Source organism: Kribbella antibiotica (assembly GCF_004349055.1).
GTDB classification, from domain to species: Bacteria; Actinomycetota; Actinomycetes; order Propionibacteriales; family Kribbellaceae; genus Kribbella; species Kribbella antibiotica.
This window is the reverse complement of the sequence record NZ_SMKX01000147.1, coordinates 1-22,868: the sequence shown is the minus strand read 5'-3', so window position 1 is coordinate 22,868 and position 22,868 is coordinate 1. Positions and strand designations below refer to the sequence as shown.

General features: G+C 66.8%; 18 protein-coding genes and 1 pseudogene. 8 read left to right on the top strand and 11 right to left on the bottom strand.

Annotated elements, in window-relative coordinates; genetic code table 11:
• Positions 1–924 (top strand): annotated as a pseudogene (locus E1263_RS34115) (hypothetical protein); the annotation flags it as partial.
• A gap of 42 nt (positions 925–966) precedes the next feature.
• Here E1263_RS34115 and E1263_RS34110 read toward each other — a convergent pair.
• The 3 genes from E1263_RS34110 to gndA all read right to left on the bottom strand — a co-directional run bounded on the left by E1263_RS34110 (position 967) and on the right by gndA (position 4,068).
• Positions 967–1,827, bottom strand: coding sequence for an aminoglycoside phosphotransferase family protein (locus E1263_RS34110; RefSeq protein ID WP_132175027.1), 861 nt, complete (start codon positions 1,825–1,827; stop codon positions 967–969).
• 191 nt (positions 1,828–2,018) lie between these two features.
• Positions 2,019–2,480: a DUF6319 family protein gene (locus tag E1263_RS34105; RefSeq protein ID WP_132175025.1), complete on the bottom strand. Its 462-nt coding sequence runs from the start codon at positions 2,478–2,480 to the stop codon at positions 2,019–2,021.
• A 142-nt stretch (positions 2,481–2,622) separates the two neighbouring features.
• Positions 2,623–4,068, bottom strand: a complete 1,446-nt coding sequence (gndA, locus tag E1263_RS34100) for an NADP-dependent phosphogluconate dehydrogenase (RefSeq protein WP_132175023.1) — start codon at positions 4,066–4,068, stop codon at positions 2,623–2,625.
• Positions 4,069–4,253: 185 nt separating this feature from the next.
• On the opposite strand from gndA, the gene E1263_RS34095 reads away from it, so the two are divergent.
• Together E1263_RS34095 and E1263_RS34090 are read left to right on the top strand one after the other, a co-directional pair.
• Entirely contained in the window at positions 4,254–8,921 is a 4,668-nt protein-coding gene (locus E1263_RS34095; protein WP_132175021.1) for a DUF2961 domain-containing protein, read from the top strand.
• Positions 8,918–9,439 carry an isochorismatase family protein gene (locus tag E1263_RS34090; RefSeq protein ID WP_132175019.1) on the top strand — a complete coding sequence of 174 codons (522 nt, stop codon included), beginning with the start codon at positions 8,918–8,920 and terminating at the stop codon, positions 9,437–9,439. Before E1263_RS34095 ends, E1263_RS34090 begins: the two co-directional genes overlap by 4 nt.
• Here the strand turns inward: E1263_RS34090 and E1263_RS34085 are convergent.
• Together E1263_RS34085 and tyrS are read right to left on the bottom strand one after the other, a co-directional pair.
• Positions 9,432–10,250 carry an NAD(P)H-binding protein gene (locus E1263_RS34085; protein WP_132175017.1) on the bottom strand — a complete coding sequence of 273 codons (819 nt, stop codon included), beginning with the start codon at positions 10,248–10,250 and terminating at the stop codon, positions 9,432–9,434. The genes E1263_RS34090 and E1263_RS34085 overlap by 8 nt on opposite strands.
• A gap of 53 nt (positions 10,251–10,303) precedes the next feature.
• The gene (gene tyrS, locus E1263_RS34080; RefSeq protein ID WP_132175015.1) at positions 10,304–11,512 is read right to left on the bottom strand and encodes a tyrosine--tRNA ligase; all 1,209 of its coding nucleotides are present in this window, start codon (positions 11,510–11,512) and stop codon (positions 10,304–10,306) included.
• 207 nt (positions 11,513–11,719) lie between these two features.
• On the opposite strand from tyrS, the gene idi reads away from it, so the two are divergent.
• Complete coding sequence (gene idi, locus E1263_RS34075) at positions 11,720–12,286, top strand: isopentenyl-diphosphate Delta-isomerase (RefSeq protein WP_132175013.1); 567 nt, start codon at positions 11,720–11,722, stop codon at positions 12,284–12,286.
• 13 nt (positions 12,287–12,299) lie between these two features.
• Positions 12,300–13,196 (top strand): GNAT family N-acetyltransferase, encoded by an 897-nt coding sequence (locus tag E1263_RS34070; RefSeq protein ID WP_132175011.1) that lies wholly within the window; start codon positions 12,300–12,302, stop codon positions 13,194–13,196.
• Here E1263_RS34070 and E1263_RS34065 read toward each other — a convergent pair.
• Positions 13,173–14,171 (bottom strand): 2-dehydropantoate 2-reductase, encoded by a 999-nt coding sequence (locus E1263_RS34065; protein ID WP_132175009.1) that lies wholly within the window; start codon positions 14,169–14,171, stop codon positions 13,173–13,175. The genes E1263_RS34070 and E1263_RS34065 overlap by 24 nt on opposite strands.
• A 22-nt stretch (positions 14,172–14,193) precedes the next feature.
• On the opposite strand from E1263_RS34065, the gene E1263_RS34060 reads away from it, so the two are divergent.
• A complete protein-coding gene (locus E1263_RS34060) occupies positions 14,194–14,445 on the top strand; it encodes an AfsR/SARP family transcriptional regulator (RefSeq protein WP_132175007.1) in 252 nt (83 codons plus the stop codon).
• Between the two features lie 2 nt (positions 14,446–14,447).
• Here the strand turns inward: E1263_RS34060 and E1263_RS34055 are convergent, their stop codons facing one another.
• The 5 genes from E1263_RS34055 to E1263_RS34035 are packed head-to-tail and all read right to left on the bottom strand — an operon-like array spanning position 14,448 to position 20,121.
• Entirely contained in the window at positions 14,448–15,407 is a 960-nt protein-coding gene (locus E1263_RS34055) for an ABC transporter permease (protein WP_132175005.1), read from the bottom strand.
• 9 nt (positions 15,408–15,416) lie between these two features.
• Complete coding sequence (locus E1263_RS34050; protein WP_132175003.1) at positions 15,417–16,343, bottom strand: ABC transporter permease; 927 nt, start codon at positions 16,341–16,343, stop codon at positions 15,417–15,419.
• Positions 16,340–17,353, bottom strand: a complete 1,014-nt coding sequence (locus E1263_RS34045; RefSeq protein ID WP_132174993.1) for an ABC transporter ATP-binding protein — start codon at positions 17,351–17,353, stop codon at positions 16,340–16,342. The genes E1263_RS34050 and E1263_RS34045 overlap by 4 nt, the downstream gene beginning before the upstream one ends.
• Entirely contained in the window at positions 17,350–18,324 is a 975-nt protein-coding gene (locus E1263_RS34040) for an ABC transporter ATP-binding protein (RefSeq protein ID WP_132174991.1), read from the bottom strand. Before E1263_RS34040 ends, E1263_RS34045 begins: the two co-directional genes overlap by 4 nt.
• 6 nt (positions 18,325–18,330) lie before the next feature.
• A complete protein-coding gene (locus E1263_RS34035) occupies positions 18,331–20,121 on the bottom strand; it encodes an ABC transporter substrate-binding protein (RefSeq protein ID WP_165956842.1) in 1,791 nt (596 codons plus the stop codon).
• Between the two features lie 332 nt (positions 20,122–20,453).
• On the opposite strand from E1263_RS34035, the gene E1263_RS34030 reads away from it, so the two are divergent.
• Positions 20,454–21,137 carry a response regulator transcription factor gene (locus tag E1263_RS34030; RefSeq protein WP_132174987.1) on the top strand — a complete coding sequence of 228 codons (684 nt, stop codon included), beginning with the start codon at positions 20,454–20,456 and terminating at the stop codon, positions 21,135–21,137.
• Between the two features lies 1 nt (position 21,138).
• Positions 21,139–22,548, top strand: a complete 1,410-nt coding sequence (locus E1263_RS34025; RefSeq protein WP_132174985.1) for a sensor histidine kinase — start codon at positions 21,139–21,141, stop codon at positions 22,546–22,548.
• The last annotated feature ends 320 nt before the right edge of the window (positions 22,549–22,868 follow it).

Below are 22,868 nucleotides of genomic sequence, written 5' to 3'. Positions count from 1 at the left end.
GCCCCTGCCCCTGCCCCTGCGCGTGATGTCACTCGCGCTCCTGGCGACGCCCTCACACGCAGCGCTGTTGCTACAGGCAACGACCTCTCGGTTCGCCGGGCGAACGATGTGAGCGTCCCACCTGGTTTCGATGGCGAGCCTGGCCGGGGCGACGAACTCGGGCTGGGTGTTGAACCTGGACTGGATGATGAGGCCGACCGTGACGCGCCCCATCCTGGCCTGAGTGATCTCCCCGACCCACTCGACCAGTCGGCCGGCTGGGCAGCGGAGCCGTTCGATCCAGTCAAGGGCGCCTCATCCGAGCCAGAGGAATCGATGAGTCTCGCGGAGCAGCATGCCCTCACGGCTCGGCTCGCTGAGATCAAACGCGACGCCCACGCCCACGCACGCGCTCGCGGCCAGGGCCGTACTCCGCTCAGGCCGGGCAAGACCGAGGTGTACGTGCACCTGACGGACCACACTCTCGCCACCGGCAACGGAGTAATCCGTGCCGAAGGCATCGGCCCCCTGCTGGCCGCTCAGTTCGGCGAGCTCGTGGGGTACGGGCCCTATGTGGTGAAGCCTGTCATCGATCTCAACAAGGCCGTCAGTTCCGACGCCTACGAGATCCCCGATCGGATTCGGGAGCGGGTTCGGCTCGCTCACCCAACCGAGCTCTTCCCGTATGGCACCCGCGAAACCAGCAATAGCATCGATCTGGACCACATTCGGAGGTACGACCCGCTCGGTCCACCGGGGCAGACCAACCCACAGAATCTGGCTCCCCTCGGACGCTTCGGCCACCGAGTGAAGACCCACGCCCGCGGGTGGAAAGCCCGCAGGATCAACGAGAGAACGCTCGAATGGACGACGCCGCACGGATTTGTGTTCCACGTCGACCCCACTGGCACTCATCGCGTCTCCGACGGAACACCTGATGGGTAGGCGGGATGGATCAGGCGTTGGTGACCTCGCCTCCGCCAATCATCAGGGTGGCGTTTGCCCGGGTGCGACGAGGTCCTGGAGCCAGTGGTCAAGGCTTTCGAGCTCCCCGGCCGACCCGAAGAGGGGATCTCGTCCTGGCGGCGGGAGGAAACCGATCGCGTCCATCATCAACCAGTACCGATCGATCTCCCGTCCGGTGAGTGCGGCGTACTGCTGTAGGAAGGATCGGGCGGGAGCTGGACCGAAGGCAAGTGCGAGATTGGTTGCTGCGTGGGCGGCGTCAAGGCAGGCGGGCCCGGTTGAGGTCTCGACCCAGTCGACCACTCCGGCGATTTTGCTGCCCGTCCAGAGGAGATTGCGGTGGCTGAAATCGCGGTGGAGGAAGGTGGGCCGGTATGGAGGCGCTGGCTCTGCTAGCAGATCGAAGCCGCGCTGCCAGGAGTCGGCGTGCTTCGTCCAGGCGGGTATGACGCGCTTGGCTTCCCATGCCCACGATTGGTAGGTGCGGAAGGGGAGCGACGGAGTCACCTCGTGGATGACGGCCAGCAGCGTTGCCATCGCGGTGACCTGGGCGCTGTCAAGCTCGATGGTTGGGGTGCCTGGGAGGCGCGACATCAGGTGGGCGGCTACTCCGGTACGCCGACCGGTTGCGTCCAAGCCGAGGCTCACGGGTGCGGGAACTGCCGTGTCTCCCAGTACCTGTAGAGCGGACGCCTCGCGGTGGGTGAGGTCGAATCCGTGAGTCCGCCAGGGTTCGTTGGTCATCAACCGCAGGACGGACTGCCGGCCGGTCTCGTCGGTCAGCGCGAGCATGGTCGAGGTCAGTCCGCCCGAGAGCTCAGAGGCGGCGGTGATCCGGCTCCTGAGGACCTCCTCGCTCCACAGCAGAGCGTCGGTGTGCATGTCCTCAACCTACTTGCCGGAAAACTACGTGCCGGAAAAGACCGCAGCCCAGGTGCGCGGGGCACCTGGGCTGCGGAGGCGATGTGCGTCCTGGGAAGAGGACGAGCATCGGCTGGTCTTGGTCGCCAGGGAAGGTGGCTGCCAGGACCGGAGCGTCGGGCCGGCGAGGGCCAGACAACGGGCGGGTGAGATCAGGAGAGGTCGGCGAGTGCCTGGCGGGCGGCCTCGAGCTCGGCTTCGAGGGCGGCGACCTTGGCGGCCTGCTGGGAGCGGGCCTCCTCGATGACCTCGTCGAGCGGAGTCGACAGGTCCTCGTGCAGCTCCTTGGCGGCGCGGGAGACTGCCGCGGCTGCGACGGCCACACCACGGGCCAGGTAGGTCGAGCCCTGCTTGAGCTCGGCGGTCCACTCGCCATCGGCGGTGCCGGTAACGGTGAGCGTCAGCTCGATGGTCTTGGTCTTCTTGGCGGCAGCCTTTTTGGCCGGGGCCTTCTTCGGAGCCGGAGCCTCGGTGGCGCTCTCGGCGTCGGGAGCCGAGGAAGCGTCAGGGGCCGAGGGGGACTCGAAGGACGCTGCCGAGGTGGTGGCGTCGGCGGTGACGGGAGTGTCGACGTCGTCCGACGGCGTTTCTACTGCCAGAGTGTCTACAGTCATCGTTGCGGCGATCTCCTTAGTAACGTCGCCCGCGGTGAGCGGGCTGGCACTGTGCGAACAGTAGAACATACGTTCGACCCCAGCGCCAAACCGCCACTCCGCCAAAAGCTTCAGAAACTCAAAAGCTCCAGAAGCTCAGAACTCAAGACTTCGTCTCCGAGCGGTCGCCCGACCACTCCAGGTGGAACGTGCCCTCGGCGTCGACCCGCTTGTAGGTGTGCGCCCCGAACAGGTCGCGCAGCCCCTGGATCAGCGCCGCCGGCAGCCGCTCCGCGCGCAGGCCGTCGTAGTACGACAGTGCCGCCGAGAAGCCCGGTGCCGGAACGCCCGCCGTGGCGGCCGTCGCGACAACCCGCCGCCAGGCGTCCTGTCCGTTGGCGATCGCGTCCTTGAAGTATTCGTCGACGAGCAGCGACGGCAGCTGCGGGTTGCGGTCGTAGGCCTCCTTGATGCGGTCCAGGAAGCGTGCCCGGATGATGCAGCCACCACGCCAGATCGTCGCCATCGCACCGAGGTCGACGTTCCAGTCGTACTGCTCAGAGGCGGCCCGGATGGCGTCGAAGCCCTGCGCGTAGGCGACCAGCTTCGAGGAGTACAGCGCGTGCCGCACGTCCTCGATGAACGCGTCGCGATCGATGTCTGCCTTCTCCGAAGAAGACGACGGCCCCGGCAGTACGCCGGCTGCAGCCTCACGCCGTACGACGTCGCCTGACAGCGACCGGGCGAAGACGGCCTCGGCCATGCCGCTGACCGGGATGCCCAGGTCGAGCGCGGACTGCACCGTCCAGCGTCCGGTGCCCTTCTGCTCCGCCTGGTCCAGTACGACGTCCACGAACGGGCCACCGTGGGTCGGGTCGACCTGGCTGAGCACGTCCGCGGTGATCTCGATCAGGAAGGACTCGAGGTCGCCGGTGTTCCACTCGCGGAACACGCCGGCCAGCTCGGCCGGGGACAGGTCCAGCACGTGCCGGAGCAGGTCGTACGCCTCGGCGATCAGCTGCATGTCGGCGTACTCGATGCCGTTGTGCAGCATCTTCACGAAGTGACCGGCGCCGTCCGGGCCGACGTGCACGCAGCACGGCTCGCCGTTCACGTGGGCAGAGATCTTGGTCAGGATCGGGCCGAGGGAGTCGTACGCCTCCTTGGAGCCGCCCGGCATGATGCTCGGGCCGTTCAGCGCGCCCTCTTCGCCGCCGGACACGCCGCTGCCGACGAAGTTCAGGCCCTTCTCGCTCAGCGCCTGCTCGCGGCGCCGGGTGTCCAGGAAGTGCGCGTTGCCGGCGTCGATGACGATGTCGCCTTTGTCGAGCAGCGGCACCAGTTCGTCGATCACCGCGTCGGTCGGCTCGCCGGCCTTGACCATGATGATGATCTTGCGCGGCGTCTCGAGTGCCTCCACCAGCGCGGGCAGGTCAGCCGCGGCGGTGAAGTCCCCTTCGTGCCCGAACTCCTCGATCAGCGCGTCCGTACGGCCCTGGGACCGGTTGTGGACGGCGACGCGGAATCCGTTGCGCGCCAGGTTCCGGGCCAGGTTGCGCCCCATCACGGCGAGGCCGGTGACGGCGATCTCGGCTTTCTCAGAGCTCATCGAATCTCTCCCGCAGTCTCAAGTTGTGTGCGGACCCATCCTCGCGCGCCTGGCAAGCGGTCGCCGCAGCGGCCCGTCCAGCGGACAGGCAACTCCTCGAAGCTGAGCTCTTCTCAACCCCCGGGGCCCGGTGATAGACACTGAGAAATCGATTTCCCGCCATCCATCCGCCGGAGGGCTCGCCCATGTTCCGTCGAATCGCCGCGGTGGTCGTTGCCGCCGCCCTGGCACTCCCAACAGCCCCAGCACCAGCCACAGCAACAGCCGGTACGACGCCTCTGGCCGGAGGCAACGGTCCCGTCGGATGGGACGTCTACCGGCACCTGGACCGCCTGCCGGAACTCCAGACCGGCGTTCGGACCAAGCAGTTCTCCAGCTTCGGCCGGGACGGCACCAACAACGACGGTTTCGACGGCGCCTACTCCTGCCTCCGGATGACAGACGCCGGTTGCGTGATCGCAGAGGACAGCGGCCCTGGTGAGGTCGCCTCCATCTGGTTCACCCGCGACGAGGGCAACGTCTCCAAGACCGGCACGATCACGGTGGAGCTCGACGGCAAGCAGGTGCTGCACGGGTCCCTGCAGGACATTGTCGACGGCAAGCTCGGTGCGCCGTTCGGCTACCCACTGGTCGCCAACGGCGCTCAGAGCAGTGGCGGCGTCTACATCCGCGTTCCGATGCCGTACCGGTCGTCGATGCGCATCACCACCCAGAGCAACCCGTACTTCTACCACGTCGACTACCGCGAGTTCCCGGACGCAAAGGGCATCCGCACCTTCGACAGCAACGACAAGGCTGAGGATGTGCTCGCTCTGCTCAAGGCGGCCGGCACCAAGGACCCCAAGCCGGCACAGCCGAACAGCCGAACTACCAAGAGCACGCTCAGGCTTGCCCCCGGCAAGCGTGTGACGCTGGCCGACGCTTACGGCCCAGGGGAGCTCAGTGCGCTCCGGCTGAAGCTCCCAGAGATCGTGGGGCTCGAGCTGCCGACCACAGCGGACGATGGCCGGGCCTTCACCGGGGGCAGCAAGTTCACGATGAAGATCGACCCAGCCAACACCGGGGTGACGCTGACGCGCCGGATGGACCTGCGGATCGGTAACCAGCGAGCCAAGGTGCTCGTCGACGGTGTGGCCGCAGGCGAGTGGGCGCCGCTGAAAGCAGCAGGTGCGCAGTGGCACGACCAGACGGTGGAGCTGCCGGCCGCACTCACCAAGGGGAAGTCGCAGATCACCATCACCAACCAGTTCGTCTCCTCCGACCTGGACTTCAACGAGTTCACCTATTGGGTCGACTCGCCGCAGCGCACAGACACCCTCGACGTCGGGCCGAACCACATCGCGGATGAGCAGGCACACGGCTACGAGATCACCAAGCAGGCATGGAGCGGTACGCACACGATGCCGTACGCCGCCACTGCCGCCGACGGTGCCCGGGTGAAGCCCTCCGACTCGCTACTGGCCGGAGTGCGGCTAGAGGTCACCATCGACGGTCAGAAGCGAGTAGACGCCCCGATCGGTGAGTTCTTCGGCTCCGGCCTCGGTGAGAACCCGGTCCGCTCGCTCTTCTTCGCCATGGACCCCAAGGGCTGGTACTCCGCCTGGTGGCCCATGCCGTACGTCGCTCATGCCACGGTCACCCTGGTCAACAAATCGGCGTACCCGCTGAGTGGTCAGTCCGAGGTCACCGCGGTGCGGGACGCACGCAAGGCGGTCGACCTGGTCGCTGGGAAGACCGGCTACTTCACTGCGATCTCCAAGCGCGGTGAGACGACGCAGGGGAGTGACTGGACGTTCGCAGCGCAGTCCGGGCGTGGGAAGTTCGTCGGCGTCGTACAGACGATGGAGGGCCTGCAGGCGGACGGCAACACGCGTGGGTACCTCGAGGGGGACGAGCGCGTGTACGTCGACGGTGAGCGGACCCCGGCGATTCACGGGACTGGGACTGAGGACTACTACGAGTCGGGCTGGTACTTCAATGCCGGCACCTACTCGACTCCCTTCCACGGCAACTCCGCCCACGAGGTCCAGGCCGGCTTCTGCACCAATGAGTGTGACGGCGCCTGGCGACTGCACATCACCGACTCGATCGGCTTCGAGAACCAACTCGACATCGACATCGGCATCGAGCACGGCCAGCAGGATGACCATCCGGCGATCTACGGCTCCACGGCGTTCCTCTACACCCAGGCGAAATTCGGGGCTCGCGAGACCGACCGGATCGACGTCGCAGGTACAAAACTGACCTCTGTCTACGAAGGCGATCACGACGACGTTCAGCTGACCGACCAGGTCGGGTCCAAGCTGAAGTTCACCGCCAAGATCGATCCGGCGAACCGGGGTGTGACGATCAGGCGGACCAGCGATCAGAAGGTCGCCGGTCAGTCGGCCAAGGTGTTCGTGAACGGCAAGGAGGCCGGGACATGGCTGCAGCCGCTTGGTAATACGAGCCAGCGCTGGCTCGACGACAACTATCAGTTGCCAGCAGCAATCACCTTCGGTCGGTCCACGGTGGACATCGAGCTCAAACCAACAGGACCATGGACGGCCAGCCAGTACGTCGTCCAGTCGCTCGTCATCCCGTACGTCGACCGCCGCGCACCCGGCGCGGTCACGCAGCCGAAGGCAACCGGCCAGGCGGGTAATGCGATCACCGTAAATTGGTCGGACGCGGCGGACGACTCGGGTGTCGGGCACTACAACGTGTACGGAACCAAGGGAGGCCCGGAGAAACTCCTGGGAACGCCGCCGCTGCCCGGATTCCTCCACCGCAATCTCGGGCTGCACGAGACGTGGACCTACCGCATCCAAGCTGTCGATCTGGCGGGGAATGCAGGTCCCAAGAGCAAGGCCGCAGAAGGCACGAGCGGGAACGTCGTACGGATCGAAGGTGAGTCGATGCTGCCGCCGCAATCGAGCACGGTGCCGGTGGATCCGCAAGGCAGTTGCTGCGGCGTGAACTGGTCGGGCGGCGCGCAGGCCTGGATCCATGGCGCGAAAGCCGGCGACAAGACGGTCCTCGCCTTCACCGTTCCGGCGACCGGCAGCTACGAACTGAACGCCGTACTGACCAAGGCCGCCGACTACGGCATCGTTGACGTCCAGGTCGACAACAATTCGCAGACAAGCTTTGACGGCTACGTCGCGTCCGGCGTCAGCACGCAGCGCTTCGGCCTAGGCACCCGGCAACTCACTGCAGGTAAGCACAACCTGACCCTCACCCTGACCGGCAAGAATCCCGCCGCGACCGGCTATCTCGTCGGCCTCGATCTCCTGGATCTGGAATTGAACAGCACAACCATTATGCCGTTCACGAAGACCGCCACCGTGGTTGCTGCGGGCAACTTCACCAAGGTCTACGACCCGAGCACCGGCGAGACCGGCCCGTGGTATTACAACGACCACACCCTGATCCAGGACCGTGTGACCGGTACCTGGCACGTCTACGCGATCACCCACGCCGAGCCGGCCAACCCGCTGGACGAGAAAAGTTTCGGTCATGCGACCGCCCCGACGCCGAACGGCCCGTGGACCAAACAACCACCCGCCCTGATCGCCGACCCCAATGCCGGCGAGAGCCACATCTGGGCGCCGCATGCCATCTACGACAACGGCACCTACTACCTCTTCTACGCGGCCGGTACGCCGGACCACGCGGCGTACCGCATGCACCTCGCAACCTCGACCGACCTCAAGACCTGGACCCGCGACGCGGCCAACCCGTTGTTCACAGACGGTTTTGATGGTCGCGACCCGATGGTGCGCAGAGTCGGCGACCAATGGGTCATGTATTACACGGCCAACTCGACGCCATCCGGCGGCAACCACATCGTTGCCTACCGCACCAGTAGTGACCTCCGGCACTGGAGCGCGCGACAGACGGCGTTCCAGCATCCGGCAACCGGCACGTACGGTGGCCCGACGGAATCGCCATTCGTTGTGCAACGTGGTTCCGACTACTACCTGTTCGTCTGTTGCGACGGCGGCTATGAATCGACAAAGGTCTACAAGAGTAAGGATCCACTGCACTTCACCACCGACCAGTTGACCGGCACGATCCAGGCCCATGCGTCCGAGGTCGTTCAGGACGGGGACAACTGGTACGTGACCGGCGCCGGCTGGGGGAAAGGCGGCCTCTTCCTTGCCCCGCTCGACTTCGCGAAACAACAGGTGAGCAAGGGATACGTGGTCAGCAACGAGTACTATCGCGCCACGATCCAAACCAGCCCGCGCACAGCAATCACCGGTCTCGAGGTCGACCCCACCGGCACCGCGCAATACCGCCCGGCCCTCGACGAGACGGGTCGCGCGACGGCGCCGTACCTGGGCGTTGGGGGTTTCGGCGCTACCGACCTCACTGGCCCGGCCGCCCAAACCGAAACCACCGGTACGACGCTCAAGCTGACCGGTATCCCCTTCGGCGACGAACCGGTCACCGCCGACTGGAGTTTCGATTTCGGCGCCAAGACGTTCGACACCCGCCTGTCCTGGAAGGTGAATGCGGTAACGACTGCCCCACTCTGGGAGGTCGCGTTCAACGTCGATTCCGCCCTCCCTGACCAAGGTGACCCCGGCGGTTTCGGCCGTGAGGGCGACGTACCGGGTCTTCCGAAGTGGTCGATGGCGACCGGTCCAGGGCTGAGCCTTGTCACTGCCCACAAGGGCGCATGGTCCAACGACAACCACTGGTACGACCCGGTGAGTGACGGCGTCGCCTGGCAACCGCTGTGGCAACCAGGCGGCCGCGCCTGGCCGCAAGGCACGTACGACGGCGGTACCTGGCGCGTCGGCTTCTCCGGCACCGAGCGGGATGTCAGCTTCGCGAACACCTTGGCGGCTACGCTCGGCGGATGACCACGCTCACCCTTGACCCTCGTCGTACGGCGCTCGTTCTGATCGACCTGATGCCGCGCATCGTCGCCCTGGACACCGCGCCGCTGAAGGGAAGTGAGGTGCTGGACCGCTGCGCCGCGCTGGCGAAAGCGACGAGGTCGGTCGGCGGGCTGGTGGTGAATGTGCGGGTCGAACGCCCGGGAGTTGACCACCAGCCGGAGGGTAGCGGGTTCGCACTGCCCCCGGAGCCCGGTGACCTCGAGATCGTCAAGCACACGCTCGGTGCCTTCGGCCGCGGCACCCTCGACGCAGACCTTCAGCGCCGCGACATCACCACGCTCGCCCTGGCCGGCATTGCCACCAACTTCGGTGTCGAATCCACCGCCCGTGCCGCCGACGACCTCGGCTACGAAACCGTCTACCTGACCGACGCCATGACCGGCCTCGACGCGGAAGCGCACGACTTCGCGCTCACCCAGATCTTCCCCCGCCTAGGCACGCTCTGCACCGGAACCGAATACATCGCCGCCCTCAGCTGAAGCGCCCCGCGTTCTCCTGCACCCATTCCTGCAGGGTCCGCGCCGGGTGTCCAGTCACCTCGGGCACAGTTTCGGTGACGGTCGTCTCGTCGACAGTGCCGTCGCCGAAGAATCCTTCGATCGCGCTCGCATACGGCTCCGGCATCGAGGCGAACAGGTCGTCATGCGTCTCGGCACGAGTCATCGGGTACGCCGTCAGCGGCCGCCCGAGCGCCTCGCCCAGAATCGCCACCTGCTCGACGGGGGTGAGCGAAACAGGCCCGGTCAGCCGGTACGTCGTACTGCCGCCGTCACTGGTGAATGCCTGAACCGCCACGTCGCCGATGTCGCGCGGGTGAATCGTCGAGACCGGCACGTCCGGGAACTGAACCCGCACCGTGTCGCCGGCCTGCAATTGGTCGAGCCAGCGCAAGGTGTTGGACATGAAGGAGTTCGGCCGCAGGAAGGTCCAGGCGAGCCCGGACGCCTGCACCGCTTCCTCAGCGGCATGGTGGTACGCCGCAACCGCGTTGGAAAGATCCGCACCGGTCAACGAACTGCTCGACAGCAACACGATCCGCTCCACCCCGGCTTCCCGCGCCTTGGCCAGCAGATCCTCGACACGGTTGTATCCGCTGAGCAAGAAGATCCCGGACACCCCGTCCAAGGAGAAGCTGTCCGGGTCGTTCAAGTCGCCGTACACGGGTGTGATTCCCGCCGGGAGCGCGACTTCGGAGCGCACCAAGGCCCTTCCCGGCAATCCGGCTGCAGCCAGCGACTGCAGGACGGCGCCGCCGGCGTTCCCCGTCGCACCAGTAATCAGGATCGTCATGTCCCACCCTCTTCCGGAAGAAGCTGCCAGCTTGCCAGTCCGACGGGGCAGCCTTATTCACGCTCCGCTGTGGGGCTCGGGCGGATGCGGTGCCAGGTTCGGGGGCCTGAGCGGATGACGAGCTCGACCGGGTCGACGGGGGCGGTTGGGTCGGTGGCTCGGGTGTTGTTGATGGTGACGGCTCCTTGGTGGATGAGGCGGCGGAGGTGGGAGCGGGTCTCGGTGGGCCGGAGCGCAGCCAGGAGGTCGAGCACGGTGGCGACCGGTCCATCCAGTACGACGGTCGGAATGTCGGTGGGAAGGGACCGGGCCGAGAAGGTTTGCTGGAACGCCTGGAGCTCAGCGCGAGCCACCCCGGCGCCGTGGTAGCGGGTGACCACGGCCGCTGCCAGGCGGAGCTTGGCGTCTCGGGCGGAGGTGCCGCCGGCATCGGCGGAGGCGGCTAGGCCGGCGACGGTGTCGAGGGGAAGTTCGGTGTAGACGTGGGCGTAGGGCTCGACCAGCTCGTCGGGGATGCTCATGAGTTTGCCGAACTTGTCCTGTGGGGTGTCGGTGAGGCCGATGTAGTTGTTCAGCGACTTGGACTGTTTGGCGCGGCCGTCGACCCCAGGCGTGATCGTCGTCGTGATGACCACCTGCGGGGGCATGCCGAGACGCTGCTGGAAATGGCGTCCTAGTTGCTCATTGAAGAGCTGGTCCGAACCCACGATGGTCAGGTCGCTGCGCATCGCGAAGCTGTCGTAGCCCTGCAGCACCGGGTAGATCAGCTCATGTACGGCGATCTCGCGCCCGGCCTCGACCCGGGCCCGGAACATGTCCCGCGCCATCAGTTGGGCGTGCGTGACCTGGCCGAACAGACCGAGCAGCTCCGCGACCGGCATCGCGTCGTACCACTCTGAGTTCCGGCGGACCTCGAAGACGGCAGGGTCGGTCCGCAGGATCAGCGCGACCTGATCGAGGAACGACGATGCATTTGCCGCAATAGAGTCGGGGTTCAGCAGAGGGCGGGTGGCGGAGCGGCCGGTGGGGTCGCCGACGCGGGTGGTGAGGTCGCCGAGCAGGAAGACGACCTGGTGGCCGAGGTCCTGCAGTTGGCGCATCATCCACAGGTTGACCGCGTGGCCGAGATGCAGGTCCGGCGCGGTCAGGTCGACGCCGTACTTGATCCGCAGCGGCCGCCCGGAGCCCAAGCGCTCGAGCAGGTCGGCCTCGCCGATGATGGCGTCGGTGGTCCGGCGTAGTCGGTCGATCACAGAGTTCATGAGGGTGCTCCAGACAGGATGGGAGACACCTCTCGACAGCGCCTCCGGAAACAGAAAGAGGAGGCTCTGGGTGAAACAGGGGGCGGGTACTACCGAACGCCGGCTCCTCCCAGAGCCGGTCGATATGCCACGCGCCGCATGATCACGTCAGAAAAGTAACACGCTGTGCGTGCGGCCCGCAGCCGGATATCCGCATACCCTCGGAGGGTGACGCAGGAGCTGGTAGTACTGCTGGACGAGCTGGGCCGGTCGATCGGGACCGAGGCCAAGGCGACGGTCCACCATGCCGAAACCCCGCTGCATCTGGCCTTCTCCAGTTATGTCGTGGACGATCGCGGCCGGGTCCTGCTGACCCAGCGCGCCTTCGGCAAGCCGACCTGGCCCGGCGTCTGGACGAACAGTTGCTGTGGGCATCCGCTCCCCGGTGAAAAGATCGAGGAAGCCGTCGTACGGCGGCTCTCCGATGAGCTCGGCATCGCCGACGTGACGGCCGAGCTCGTGCTGCCCGGGTTCCGCTATCGCGCCGAGATGCCGAACGGCATGGTCGAGAACGAGGTCTGCCCGGTGTACCGGGTCCGCTGGTCCGGTGATCCGGAGCCGGCCCCCGACGAGGTCGCGGCGTACCGATGGATCGAGTGGTCCGAGATGCGGGCGGTCGACGGTCTCTCGCCGTGGGCCGAGCTGCAGCTCGACGAGTTCGACAGCCTTGGTCCGAGCCCGGCCGAGTGGCCGGTCGCCGACGAAAACCTGCTGCCACCAGCCGCCCGACCCTGATAGAACCGTCAGCATGGTGGACATCCGGCCCGTGCTGACCGACACAGACTACGAAGCGTGGCGGGGCGTGCGCATCGCGGCCATGCCGTACGAACGCTGCCCGAGCGTGCCGGAGTTGCGCGAGCAAGAACGTCCTGGGCGGCTGCTGCTCCTCGCCGAGGTCGACGGGAAGGTGGTTGGCCACGGCATGTCCGACCGTTCGACCGAGCCCGGCCGCGCTGTGTTGACGGCCCGGGTCCGTCCGGAGGCCCGCCGGCAGGGCGTTGGTACCAGCCTGCTCCGGGCCGTGGCAGAGCATTCTGTTGCCCAGGGCTACCAGCGGACCGGCTGCAGTGTCGACGACGAAGGGTCGCTGGCGTTCGCCGAGCGGTTCGGGTTCACCGAGGTCGCGCGGCAGGTCGAGCAGATCCGTGCGATCGGCGCCGAACCACAGCCGCCCGCACCGACGGCGTACCGGATCGTGAGCGTTGTTGATCGGCCGGAGATCTGGGCGCGCGCGTACGACGAGGTGGCCCTGCCGACGTTTCCCGACATGGACCACAAGCCGCCGCTACAGGTGACGCCCGAGGAGTGGGCGACCGAGTGGATCAATGATCCGGCCGCGATGTTCGTCGCGCTCGACGGTGACGAGGTGATCGGCGTCGCCGGGCTGATGATCGACGTCGATCAGCCGCAGCGCGCCGAGGTCGCCTACACCGCCGTACGGCGGGACTGGCGGGGCAAGGGGGTCGCCTCGACGCTGAAGCGGACGAGCATGGCGTGGGCTGCCGAGCACGGGATCACCGAGATCTACACCTGGACGCAGGAGGGCAACGCGAACATGCGCGCGCTGAACGAGCACCTCGGCTTCCGTTACGGCATTGTCAGCCGCAGCGTCCGCGCCCAGCTACCCCTGCAGTTCGCGGAGTAGTTCCGGCCCTGACCACGCCCGCCGCTTGACCTCGGCCTCGCGGATCAAAGCGACCAGCTTCGCGTTCACCGGGGCAGCGAGACCAAGCTCGGCGGCCAGGCGCACCACTTCGCCGTTCAGGAAGTCGATCTCGGTGGTCCGGCCTGCTTCCAGGTCCTCCCACATCGATGTCCGCGCCAGCGGGTCGATCGCGAGCATGGTTGCGGCCAGTCGCTTGAACAGGAAGTCCGGCAGCCGCAGGATCGCGGGCATCCGGCGCAGGGGTACGCGCAGAATCTGGGCCGGCTCGATCCCGCGAGTTGCCAGGAGCTCCAGCGTCTCGGCCTGCGCCGCGGCCAGGCAGCGTCGGAACGCCCGCTGCGACAACTCCTCACGCAGCGGTACGTCGGCCAGTGCGTTGACCGGGTTGTTCAGGTTCAGCAGCAGCTTCGCCCACTGCACCGGCAGGATGTCGTCGTGCTGCTTGAGTGGCAAACCCGCATGCTCGAAGGCGTCGCCGTACGGCGCCAGTGCCGCGTCTCGCTGGATGTCGAGCCCGCCCTCAGTGCCCTGGTGGAAGTGTCCGCCACCGCTGTTGAGCACGTTGAACGGAACCATCCCGGTCAGCACCTTCTGCGCGGTCAGCCGCTCCGCCAGGATCGAGCCGTTCCGGATGCCGTTCTGAAAGCTCACCACGACGGCGCCCGGCTTGAGCACCCCGGCGAGCTCGTCGGCTGCAGTCGACGTTGCCGCCGATTTCACCGTCACGAGGACCAGATCCGCCTCGGCCGCAGCAGCGGGCGTCGTCTCGTAAAGCACCTCAGCCGGCGCCACCCGCAGCTCCGCGCCCCGGTAGTCGGTCAGCCGCAGGCCATGCGTGGCCAGCTCGGCGGCCATCCGCGGCCGCCCGATGAACGTGACCGGGCTCCCGCTCGCCGCCAGCCGTCCGCCGACATAGCAGCCGATTCCGCCAGCTCCATACACGACGATTGCCATCGGAGAAGGCTACGCTGTCGAAATGGCGGACGGGGATCTGCTCGCGCTGGCCGAGGCCAAGGCCATCGAGGGCCGGGTCGAGGAGAGCATCGACCTGTATCAGCAGGCGGTAGGCCAGGATCCGCTGCTCGAATCCGCCCACCGCGCGCTGATCTCGCTCCATCTGATCCAGGGCGACCGGGTGGCCGCTGTCCACCAGTACGACGCCCTCACCAAGATCCTCGCCGAGCAGGGCAGCGTCCCGAGCCCGCAGACAACCGCCCTGCTCTCCTGAGGTCAGTGCAGGCGCACCCGCGGATCCAGGAACGCGTAGGCAACATCGACGAGGATGTTCGCGACCACCACCGCGGCTGACGCGAACAGCACGATGCCGATGATGACCGGCAGATCCTGCTGGTTGATCGCGGTGACCACGGTCTTGCCCAGCCCCGGCAGGCTGAACACGGTCTCGGTCACCACGACACCACCGACGAGCTGCCCGAGGTCGATCCCGAACTGCGTGACCACCGGCGTGAGCGCACTCCGCAACCCGTGCCGGACGACCACCCGGCTCTCCCGGATGCCCTTCGACCGTGCCGTCCGGATGTAGTCCTCACCCAGTACGTCGAGCATCGAGCCACGGGTCAATCGCGTGTACGTCGCCGCCAGCAGCAACGCGAGCGCGATCCACGGCAGGACCAAGTGCTGGAACCACGCACCGGGTCCGTCACTGAACGCCGTGTACCCACCGGCGGGGAACCAGTCGAACCCGGCCAGGGTCAGCTTGAAATACAGGAAGTACAGCAACAGCAGACCGAGCAGGAACGACGGGAACGAGTAGAAGAACAACGCGAACAACGTCAGCCCACGATCAGCCAGCGACCGCGGATGCACGGCCGAGATGACGCCGTTCGTCACCCCCAGAATCAGCCACAGTACGGCGGCTCCCAGCGCGAGCGACAACGTGATCGGCAACGCCTGCCCGATGATCGTGGTCACCGGCACCTGATGGTAGTAGTCGTAGCCGAGGTTGCCCTGGACGGCGTTCGTCACGAAGTTCAGGTACTGCTTCCAGACCGGCAGATCCAGCCCCAGCCGGTGCTGGATCAGTGCGATCGTCTCCGGTGTCGCTTGCCGGCCGGCCAAGGTCTGCGCAACGTTGCTGGGGGCAACGAAGAACAGCGCGAAGATGGCCATCGAGATCAGCCACAGCACCAGGATCCCGTGCCCGAGGCGACGCAGTAAGAAGCGAAGCATGGTTGACCCCTAACTCCGGTCGGCGCGCGGATCGAAGGCGTCGCGGACGCCGTCGCCGAACAGGTTGAACGCCAGCGTCGTGATCAGCAGCGCCAGACCGGGGAAGAGGATGAACCACCAGGCCGTCGTGTAGTAGTTCTGCGACGAGTTGATCATTCCGCCCCAGTCGGCGGTGGGTGGTGGCAGACCGAGCCCGAGGAACGACAGCGTCGCCTGGGTCACGATCACCACCGGCACCAGCAAGGTCGTGTAGACGATCACCGGGGCCAGCACGTTCGGCAGTACGTCGACGAACATGATCCGGCCGTCGCTCGCCCCCAGCGAGCGCGCGGCCTCCACGAACTCGCGTTCGCGAAGCGAGAGCACCTGACCCCGGACGATGCGGGCGACCGAGGCCCAGCTGAAGAACCCGATCACCAGCACGGTCACGGACAGGCTAGGTCCGGTGATGGACACCAGGGCGATCGCCACCAGCAGGAACGGAACCGACAGCACCACGTCGATCAGTCGCGTCAGAATCGTGTCGGTGATCCCCCCGAGGAACCCCGCGGCAAGTCCCAGTACGACGCCGACCACGACCGTGATCGCCGTTGCGAAAACTCCTACCAGCAGCGACACCCTGGCGCCGTACGCGATCCGGACCAGAATGTCGCGGCCCAGATCGTCGGTGCCGAACCAGAAGGTGCCGTTCGGCCCCCGGGGCAGTCCCTCCGGCGTCAGACCGATATCGCGGTACTGCTCGTTCGGCGGATGTCCGGTGATCGCGGCGAAGACCGGCGCGAACACCGCCATCAGCACGATCAGGATGATCACGGCCAGCGAGATCATCGCGATCTTGTCCCGCCGCAGCCGGCGCAACGCCAGCGCCAGCGGGCTGCGCCCCTGAATCGCGGCCGGCTCGGCCGTCACGTCGACCAGTTCCAGTGCGGCCGTCATGATGCCTTCAAATCCGGTACGGCGGTGGACAGGTCCTCGCCGAGGGTGAGTGGATAGTGGCAGGCGGTGCGATGGTTGTCGGTGTCGTCCAGTACGGCGATCATCAGGGGCTCGGCCGTTGCACAGTCTGCTCGGGCTTTCGGGCACCGCGTGTGGAACCTGCACCCCGCCGGCGGGTTCGTCGCGGAGGGAATGTCGCCCCCGAGGATGATCTGCTCCCTGCTGTCGGCGGTGTCCGGGTCGGCGACCGGTAGCGCCGACAGCAGGGCCCGGGTGTACGGATGCCGGGTCTGGCCGAACAGTTCGTCCGTGGGTGCCAGTTCGACGATCTTGCCCAGGTACATGACCGCGATCCGGTTGCTCACGTGCCGGACCACGGACAGGTCGTGCGAGATGAACACGTAGGTCAGGTCCAGTTCCCGCTGGAGATCGGCCAGCAGGTTGATGATCTGGGCCTGGATCGACACGTCCAGCGCAGAGACCGGTTCGTCGCAGATGATCAGCTTCGGGCGCAGCGCGAGTGCTCGCGCGACGCCGATTCGTTGCCGTTGGCCCCCGGAGAACTCGGCCGGAAACCTGTTGTAGTGCTCAGGATTCAGGCCGACGAGCTCCATCAGCTCCTGGACTTTTCGTTTCCGGGCAACCCCGGACGCGATGTTATGGATGGCGAACGGGTCGCCGATGATCGAGCCGACCCGGCGGCGTGGGTTGAGGGAGCCATAGGGGTCCTGGAAGATCACCTGGATCTCCCGGCGGATCGGGCGCATCGCCCGGCGCGACAGGGCGCTGATCTCGGTGCCCTCAAACGACACCGAGCCCGACGTCACGTCGTACAGGTGTGCCATGCAGCGGGCCAGTGACGACTTGCCACAGCCTGTTTCACCAACCAGGCCGAGTGTTTCGCCCTTGAAGACCTCGAGCGAGACTCCGTCTACAGCCTTCACCACCTCCTTCGCATGTGTCGGGAACTCCTTACGGACGTTGTCGACTTTCAGCAGTACATCGCTCATGACGCGATCGCCTCGCTTGCCTGGACCGGTAGCCAGCAGGCCGACTGGTGCCGGGGGCCGATGTCGGCCAGCGGCGGTGCCTCGGTGCGGCACTTGTCGAACACGTGCGGGCAACGGGACGCGAACGGGCAGCCCTTCGGCAGGCTAATCAGACTCGGCGGACTGCCCGCGATCGGGGTCAGCCGTTCGCCGCTGCGCGTCGGCAGTGACGCGAGCAGTCCCTGGGTGTACGGGTGGTGGTTGCGGTAGAAGATGTCCCGACGCGGGGCCCGCTCCATCACGGTTCCGGCGTACATCACCACAACCTCGTCGGCCATCTCGGCGACCACGCCGAGATCGTGGGTGATCAGCACGATCGCCGTACCGAACTGTTGCTGGAGCCGGCGCATCACGTTCAGGACCTGGGCCTGCACGGTCACGTCGAGGGCGGTGGTCGGTTCGTCGGCGATCAGCAGCGCCGGGTCGAGTGCCATCGCCATCGCGATCATCACCCGCTGCCGCATCCCGCCGGAGAACTGGTGCGGATAGTCGTCGATGCGTTCGGTGGCCCGCGGGATGCCGACCAGCGTGAGCAGCTCGGCGGCCCGCTTCCGGGCGTCCTTCTTGCTGATCACGCTGTCGTGCGCGCGGATCATCTCGACGATCTGCCAGCCGATCCGGTAGTGCGGATGCAGGCTCGACAACGGGTCCTGGAAGATCATCCCGATCCGGGCGCCGCGCAAGTGCCGCAGCGTCGACTGGTCCGCGGTGATCAGGTCGGTGCCGTCGAAGTACGCCGTACCGGAGACTGTCGCACCGCGGGTCAGGCCGGTGATCGTCTGGGTGGACACGCTTTTGCCGGAGCCGGACTCGCCCACCACTGCGAGGGTCTGTCCGGCCTCGACGTCGAACGACAGGCCCCGGACGGCGCGGACGGCACCGTCCGGGGTGTCGAAGGAGACCTTGAGGTCCCTTACTTCAAGCAGGGCCATGAGGTTTTATCCGCCCTGCTTGTCCTTGGAGAGCCAGACATTCGACGGATCGAAGTTCTGCAGGGACGGCACGTAGACGGCGTTGTTCACCTGGGATGCGTGGTAGTTGGCCTGCTTGTTGTTGGTCAGTGGGAAGAACGGTGCTTGCTCCATGACGCGGGCGTCCGCCTTGGCCCACAGATCGGCGGCCTGGTCCTCGGTCTGCGCAGCTGCGGCTTCCTTGATCAGCTTGTTGGTCTCGGCGTCGTCGTACAGGCCGAAGTTGCTGCCGACCGGCGGGAAGGCCGCCTTGCCGTAGAACAGCGGCTTGAAGAACGACAGGGCTGCGTTGCCGTACCAGTCCGCACCCCAGCCGGCCAGGGACATGTCCCAGACACCCTTCTCGGCGACGCTCGGCACCTGTAGGTACTTCACGTAGAAGTCCGAGTTCGGCGACGGTACGCCGGTCACCGTGATGCCGGCCTTCGTCAAGTCCTGCTGGATGGTCTGGAAAGCCTTGCTGCTGCCCTCGGTCGCATTGCGGTAGAGGAACTTCAGATTGAGATTCGGGTAGCCGGCCTCGGCGAGCAACTGCTTGGCCTTGTCCGGGTCGTACGGGTACGGGTCGATCTGCTTGGAGCCGATGATCACGTCCGGCAGCACGTGGGTCAGCGGGGGAGCCAGCGTCTTGCCGCCGAGCACCTGCAGGATGTGGTCGCGGTTGATCGCGAAGTTGATCGCCTGCCGGACCTTCGGATTCGCCAGCGCCTTGTTGTTGTTCGGCGAGGCGGTGTTGTAGATGACGTACGGGTTGGAACCCGCGGTGTCACCGATCTTCAGGTTCGGGTCCTTCTTGGCCTGCAGTGCCGGCAGCTGCGAGGGCGGCGGTGCGACATCGAACTCCATGTCGGCGGTCGGCGTACCGGTCTGCAGCTGCTGCTGGATCGAGTCCTGGGTCAGACCTTGGGTGACCACGACCTTGTCGACGTACGCCTTGCGGACCGGGTCGCTCGCCGCGTCCCAGGCAGGGTTGCGGGAGTAGGTGATCGACTTGCTCGGCACCCACGAGTCGACCTTGTACGGGCCATCGGCGGGGAAGTTGTTGCCGAGCTCGGTGCTGGCCGGGAGGTACTTCAGCGCCTCGACCGGCGCCGGCGAGAAGGCCGGCAGCGTCAGCATGTCGACGAAGTAGCTGGCCGGCTGGGTGAGGTGGAAGACAACCGTGCTGTCGTCCTTGGCCTCGACACCCGGCAGCGGGGTCTTGTCGATGTAGTCCTGGATGCCGGCCACCGTCTTCGGCGCCTTGGCGAAACCGTCGGCGAACTTCTGGTATCCGTCGATCAGGTCGGCGAAGTCCGGCGTACCGCCGAAGGGCTGGACCGGGTTCGCGGTCCGCTTGACTCCCCGTACGACGTCAGCCGCGGTCACCTGGCGGGCCGGGGTCGTCCCCCACTTGGCGCCTGGGCGGATCTTGATCGTGTACGTCTTGCCGTCGGCGCTGATGCCGCCGTTCGCGGCGGTCGGGATCTCCGGCGCGAGGTCCGGGACCGGCGAGGTGTTCTTGCCGTTCAGCTCGGCCGGATAGGTGAAGAGCTGACGGCTCCACAGGCGCAGGCTCAGGTAGCCGACGGAGTAGTAGCTGATGTTGGGATCCATGTAGTCGACGTCTTGGGCGCCGAGCATGTTCAGCGTTCCACCGCTGACCGGTGTGCCGGCCGTACCGGATCCGGTCGGCGGCGAGCCGTTACTGTTGCAGGCGGCGAGCACCAAAGTCGCCACGACGGCCAGGGATACGGCCGCCAGCCTCTTTCGAGCCATGTGTCCTCCTCCAGGACTTAAAGTTGCGTCTGGTGGCCCACCGCCTACTGCGCTGCACTCGACACGGCACCTCGCCGCACTGGTGCAAAGGCCACGATGGAAAAACATCGAGGCCTTCGCCCCAGCACGCCGAGCTACCGCGCCGAGCACATGCTCGCTACGGCGGTGAACCACCAGACACAACCTGATGGCCCGAAATTAGGACTTCCGGACCCGGCCGGAACGGTGATCACCGAAGCGTCAAGGAGTTGTCATCTGGCTCCCGGGCGAACATGACGGATTCATGACAGCCGTAACCGGCGTGCGGCCCGCTGGTGAGCGACACTTGTCCCGTGGCACACAGCCTGTTGCTGGTCGACGACGAGCCCCGCATCCGCCGGGTACTGCGGCTCGCCCTGGAAGACGAGGGCTACGAGGTCGCGGAGGCGGCCAACGGCTTCGACGCGCTTGCGGCCCTGCGCCGGCAGCCGCCGGACGTGGTGCTGCTCGACATCATGCTGCCGGACCGGGACGGGTTCACCGTCTGCCGGGAGATCCGGCGGACCAGCGACGTACCGGTGATCATGGTGACCGCACGGACCGACAGCCACGACGTGGTCGCGGGGCTGGAGGCGGGGGCGGACGACTACGTGACGAAGCCGCTCGTGGCCAAGGAGTTGTCGGCCCGGATCCGCGCGCTGCTGCGTCGGGTCGAGCCCGCCAACGCGCGACAGCCCGACGTGCTGGTTGTTGGTGATCTGACCATCGACGTACCGGGGGCCGAGGTGACGCGCGGCGACGCCGTGCTGCCGCTGACGCGGACCGAGTTCAAGCTGCTCGCCGAGCTGGCCGGCGCCGAGGGGCGGGTGCTGTCGCGTGAGCAGTTGCTGTCCAAGGTGTGGGGCTACGGGTACTTCGGTGACAGCCGGATCGTGGACGTCCACATCCGGCGGCTCCGGCTGAAGATCGAGCACGACCCGGCTAGCCCCAAGCACCTGGTGACAGCCCGCGGCCTCGGCTATCGATTGGTGAGTTGAGTTGCGGCTTCTTGGCGGCGCGAGCCTGCGGGGCCGGGTGATGATCGCCTACGGGTTGCTCGCGCTCGGTCTGTCCGCGATGCTCGCGATCGTCACCTGGAGCGTCGTGTCGAACTACCTCACCGACCAGCGCCGTGAGTCCGCGATCAACCAGACCGCCGACAATGCTGCCGCCTTCCGGTTCGGCCTGTACGGCGCCTCGACGCCCTGCATACCGGCGCGGTTGCGGGGCGAGTGCGACAGCCCTGTGCAGCGTGCAGGGATCAGCGTGATGGATGTGCTCAACAGTCTGCCGACGAGCGATTCGGCTGCCTCGATGGTCTATGTGAATGGCCAGTGGTTCGCGCTGACCGGTCGGCCCGAGGACTTGCCGCGGGAGCTGATCGCGTCCGCGCAGGCCGGAACGGTGGCGGATCAGCGGATCGTCGTGTCCGGTCAGCGGGTGCTGGCGGTCGGGGCTCCGCTGGCGCGGCCGGGGGATGCGCTTTTCGAGTGGCATCCGCTGGTGGGGCTGGACAACACCCTGCAGACGCTGCGGATCACGCTGATCGCGGCGACCATCGCGACCCTGCTCGTCGGGCTTGCTGTCGGCCGGTTGGCGAGCACGTTGGCGCTGCGGCCGCTGGCCGAGCTGGCCAAGGTCGCGGATGCCGTTGCTCGGGGTCGGCTGGATGCGCGGCTCGATGCGGAAGAGGATCGTGACCTGGGTGGTTTGGCGCGGTCCTTCAACCAGACCGCGGCCAACCTGGAACGCCGGGTTGCGGCCGACGCCCGGTTTGCGGGAGATGTCAGCCATGAGCTGCGGACACCGCTGATGACGATGCTCAACTCCATGCAGCTGATCCAGAACCACCGCGGCGAGCTGCCCGAGGCCGTGCGGGAGCCGGTCGACCTGCTGGGCGACGACCTCGATCGCTTCCGCCGCCTCGTCATCGACCTGCTCGAGATCTCCCGCGACGACGGCGGTGACCGCGGCAGCCGCGAGATCGTCCGGATCGCCGACCTCGTCCGCGCCGCCGCCGACGCCACCGCGGGCCGCCCGATCACCACCGTCGAACCGCACGCCGAATTCCTCGTCATGCAAGCCGACAAACGCCGCCTCGAACGCGTCATCGCCAACCTCGTCGAGAACGCCGAAGACCACGCCGGCGGCTGCAAAGGCGTCGGGGTGGCCCCCGGCGGCCTCGGCGTGATCATCACCGTCGACGACGCCGGCCCCGGCATCGCCCCCGAAGACCGCGACCGCATCTTCGAACGCTTCGGCCGCGGCGAAACCAGCGGCCGCGGCCGCGGCGTAGGCCTCGGCCTGGCCATCGTCGCCCGCCACGTCCAATGGCACCAAGGCACCATCCACGTCACCGCCAACCCCACCGGCGGCGCCCGCTTCATCATCGAACTCCCCGCCAAGTAACCGCACCCCGCGCCCACACCCACACCCGCGCCGCCGTACCGCAAAGTGCCCAAAGGTGGGCCCGCTGCTCCTTGTGCCCGAACCCCCACTTTGAGAAGCCATCGACCATTTCGACGCCGTCCACGTGGTTGGTGGGTGCCCAAAGATGCGCTTCGTGCCCAAGGTCGCGTCGCGGACCCAAAGGTGGGTCCGCTGCTCTTTGGGCATGGACGCCCTCTTTGGGAAGCCATCGACCATTTCGACGGGCTCTGCGTGGTTGGTGGGTGCCCAAAGATGCGCTTCGTGCTCAAGGGTGGGGCGGGGAGTTATTCGGGTGACGG

Excerpts from the sequence above, each read along its gene's own strand:
- E1263_RS34045 (WP_132174993.1), bottom strand. The coding sequence starts at position 17,353 with ATGAGCGATGTACTGCTGAAAGTCGACAACGTCCGTAAGGAGTTCCCG.
- E1263_RS34105 (WP_132175025.1), bottom strand. The coding sequence starts at position 2,480 with ATGACTGTAGACACTCTGGCAGTAGAAACGCCGTCGGACGACGTCGAC.
- E1263_RS34110 (WP_132175027.1), bottom strand. The coding sequence starts at position 1,827 with ATGCACACCGACGCTCTGCTGTGGAGCGAGGAGGTCCTCAGGAGCCGG.
- E1263_RS34070 (WP_132175011.1), top strand. The coding sequence starts at position 12,300 with ATGGTGGACATCCGGCCCGTGCTGACCGACACAGACTACGAAGCGTGG.
- E1263_RS34090 (WP_132175019.1), top strand. The coding sequence starts at position 8,918 with ATGACCACGCTCACCCTTGACCCTCGTCGTACGGCGCTCGTTCTGATC.
- E1263_RS34040 (WP_132174991.1), bottom strand. The coding sequence starts at position 18,324 with ATGGCCCTGCTTGAAGTAAGGGACCTCAAGGTCTCCTTCGACACCCCG.
- E1263_RS34035 (WP_165956842.1), bottom strand. The coding sequence starts at position 20,121 with ATGGCTCGAAAGAGGCTGGCGGCCGTATCCCTGGCCGTCGTGGCGACT.
- tyrS (WP_132175015.1), bottom strand. The coding sequence starts at position 11,512 with ATGAACTCTGTGATCGACCGACTACGCCGGACCACCGACGCCATCATC.
- gndA (WP_132175023.1), bottom strand. The coding sequence starts at position 4,068 with ATGAGCTCTGAGAAAGCCGAGATCGCCGTCACCGGCCTCGCCGTGATG.
- E1263_RS34065 (WP_132175009.1), bottom strand. The coding sequence starts at position 14,171 with ATGGCAATCGTCGTGTATGGAGCTGGCGGAATCGGCTGCTATGTCGGC.
- E1263_RS34050 (WP_132175003.1), bottom strand. The coding sequence starts at position 16,343 with ATGACGGCCGCACTGGAACTGGTCGACGTGACGGCCGAGCCGGCCGCG.
- E1263_RS34055 (WP_132175005.1), bottom strand. The coding sequence starts at position 15,407 with ATGCTTCGCTTCTTACTGCGTCGCCTCGGGCACGGGATCCTGGTGCTG.
- E1263_RS34085 (WP_132175017.1), bottom strand. The coding sequence starts at position 10,250 with ATGACGATCCTGATTACTGGTGCGACGGGGAACGCCGGCGGCGCCGTC.
- E1263_RS34095 (WP_132175021.1), top strand. The coding sequence starts at position 4,254 with ATGTTCCGTCGAATCGCCGCGGTGGTCGTTGCCGCCGCCCTGGCACTC.
- E1263_RS34060 (WP_132175007.1), top strand. The coding sequence starts at position 14,194 with ATGGCGGACGGGGATCTGCTCGCGCTGGCCGAGGCCAAGGCCATCGAG.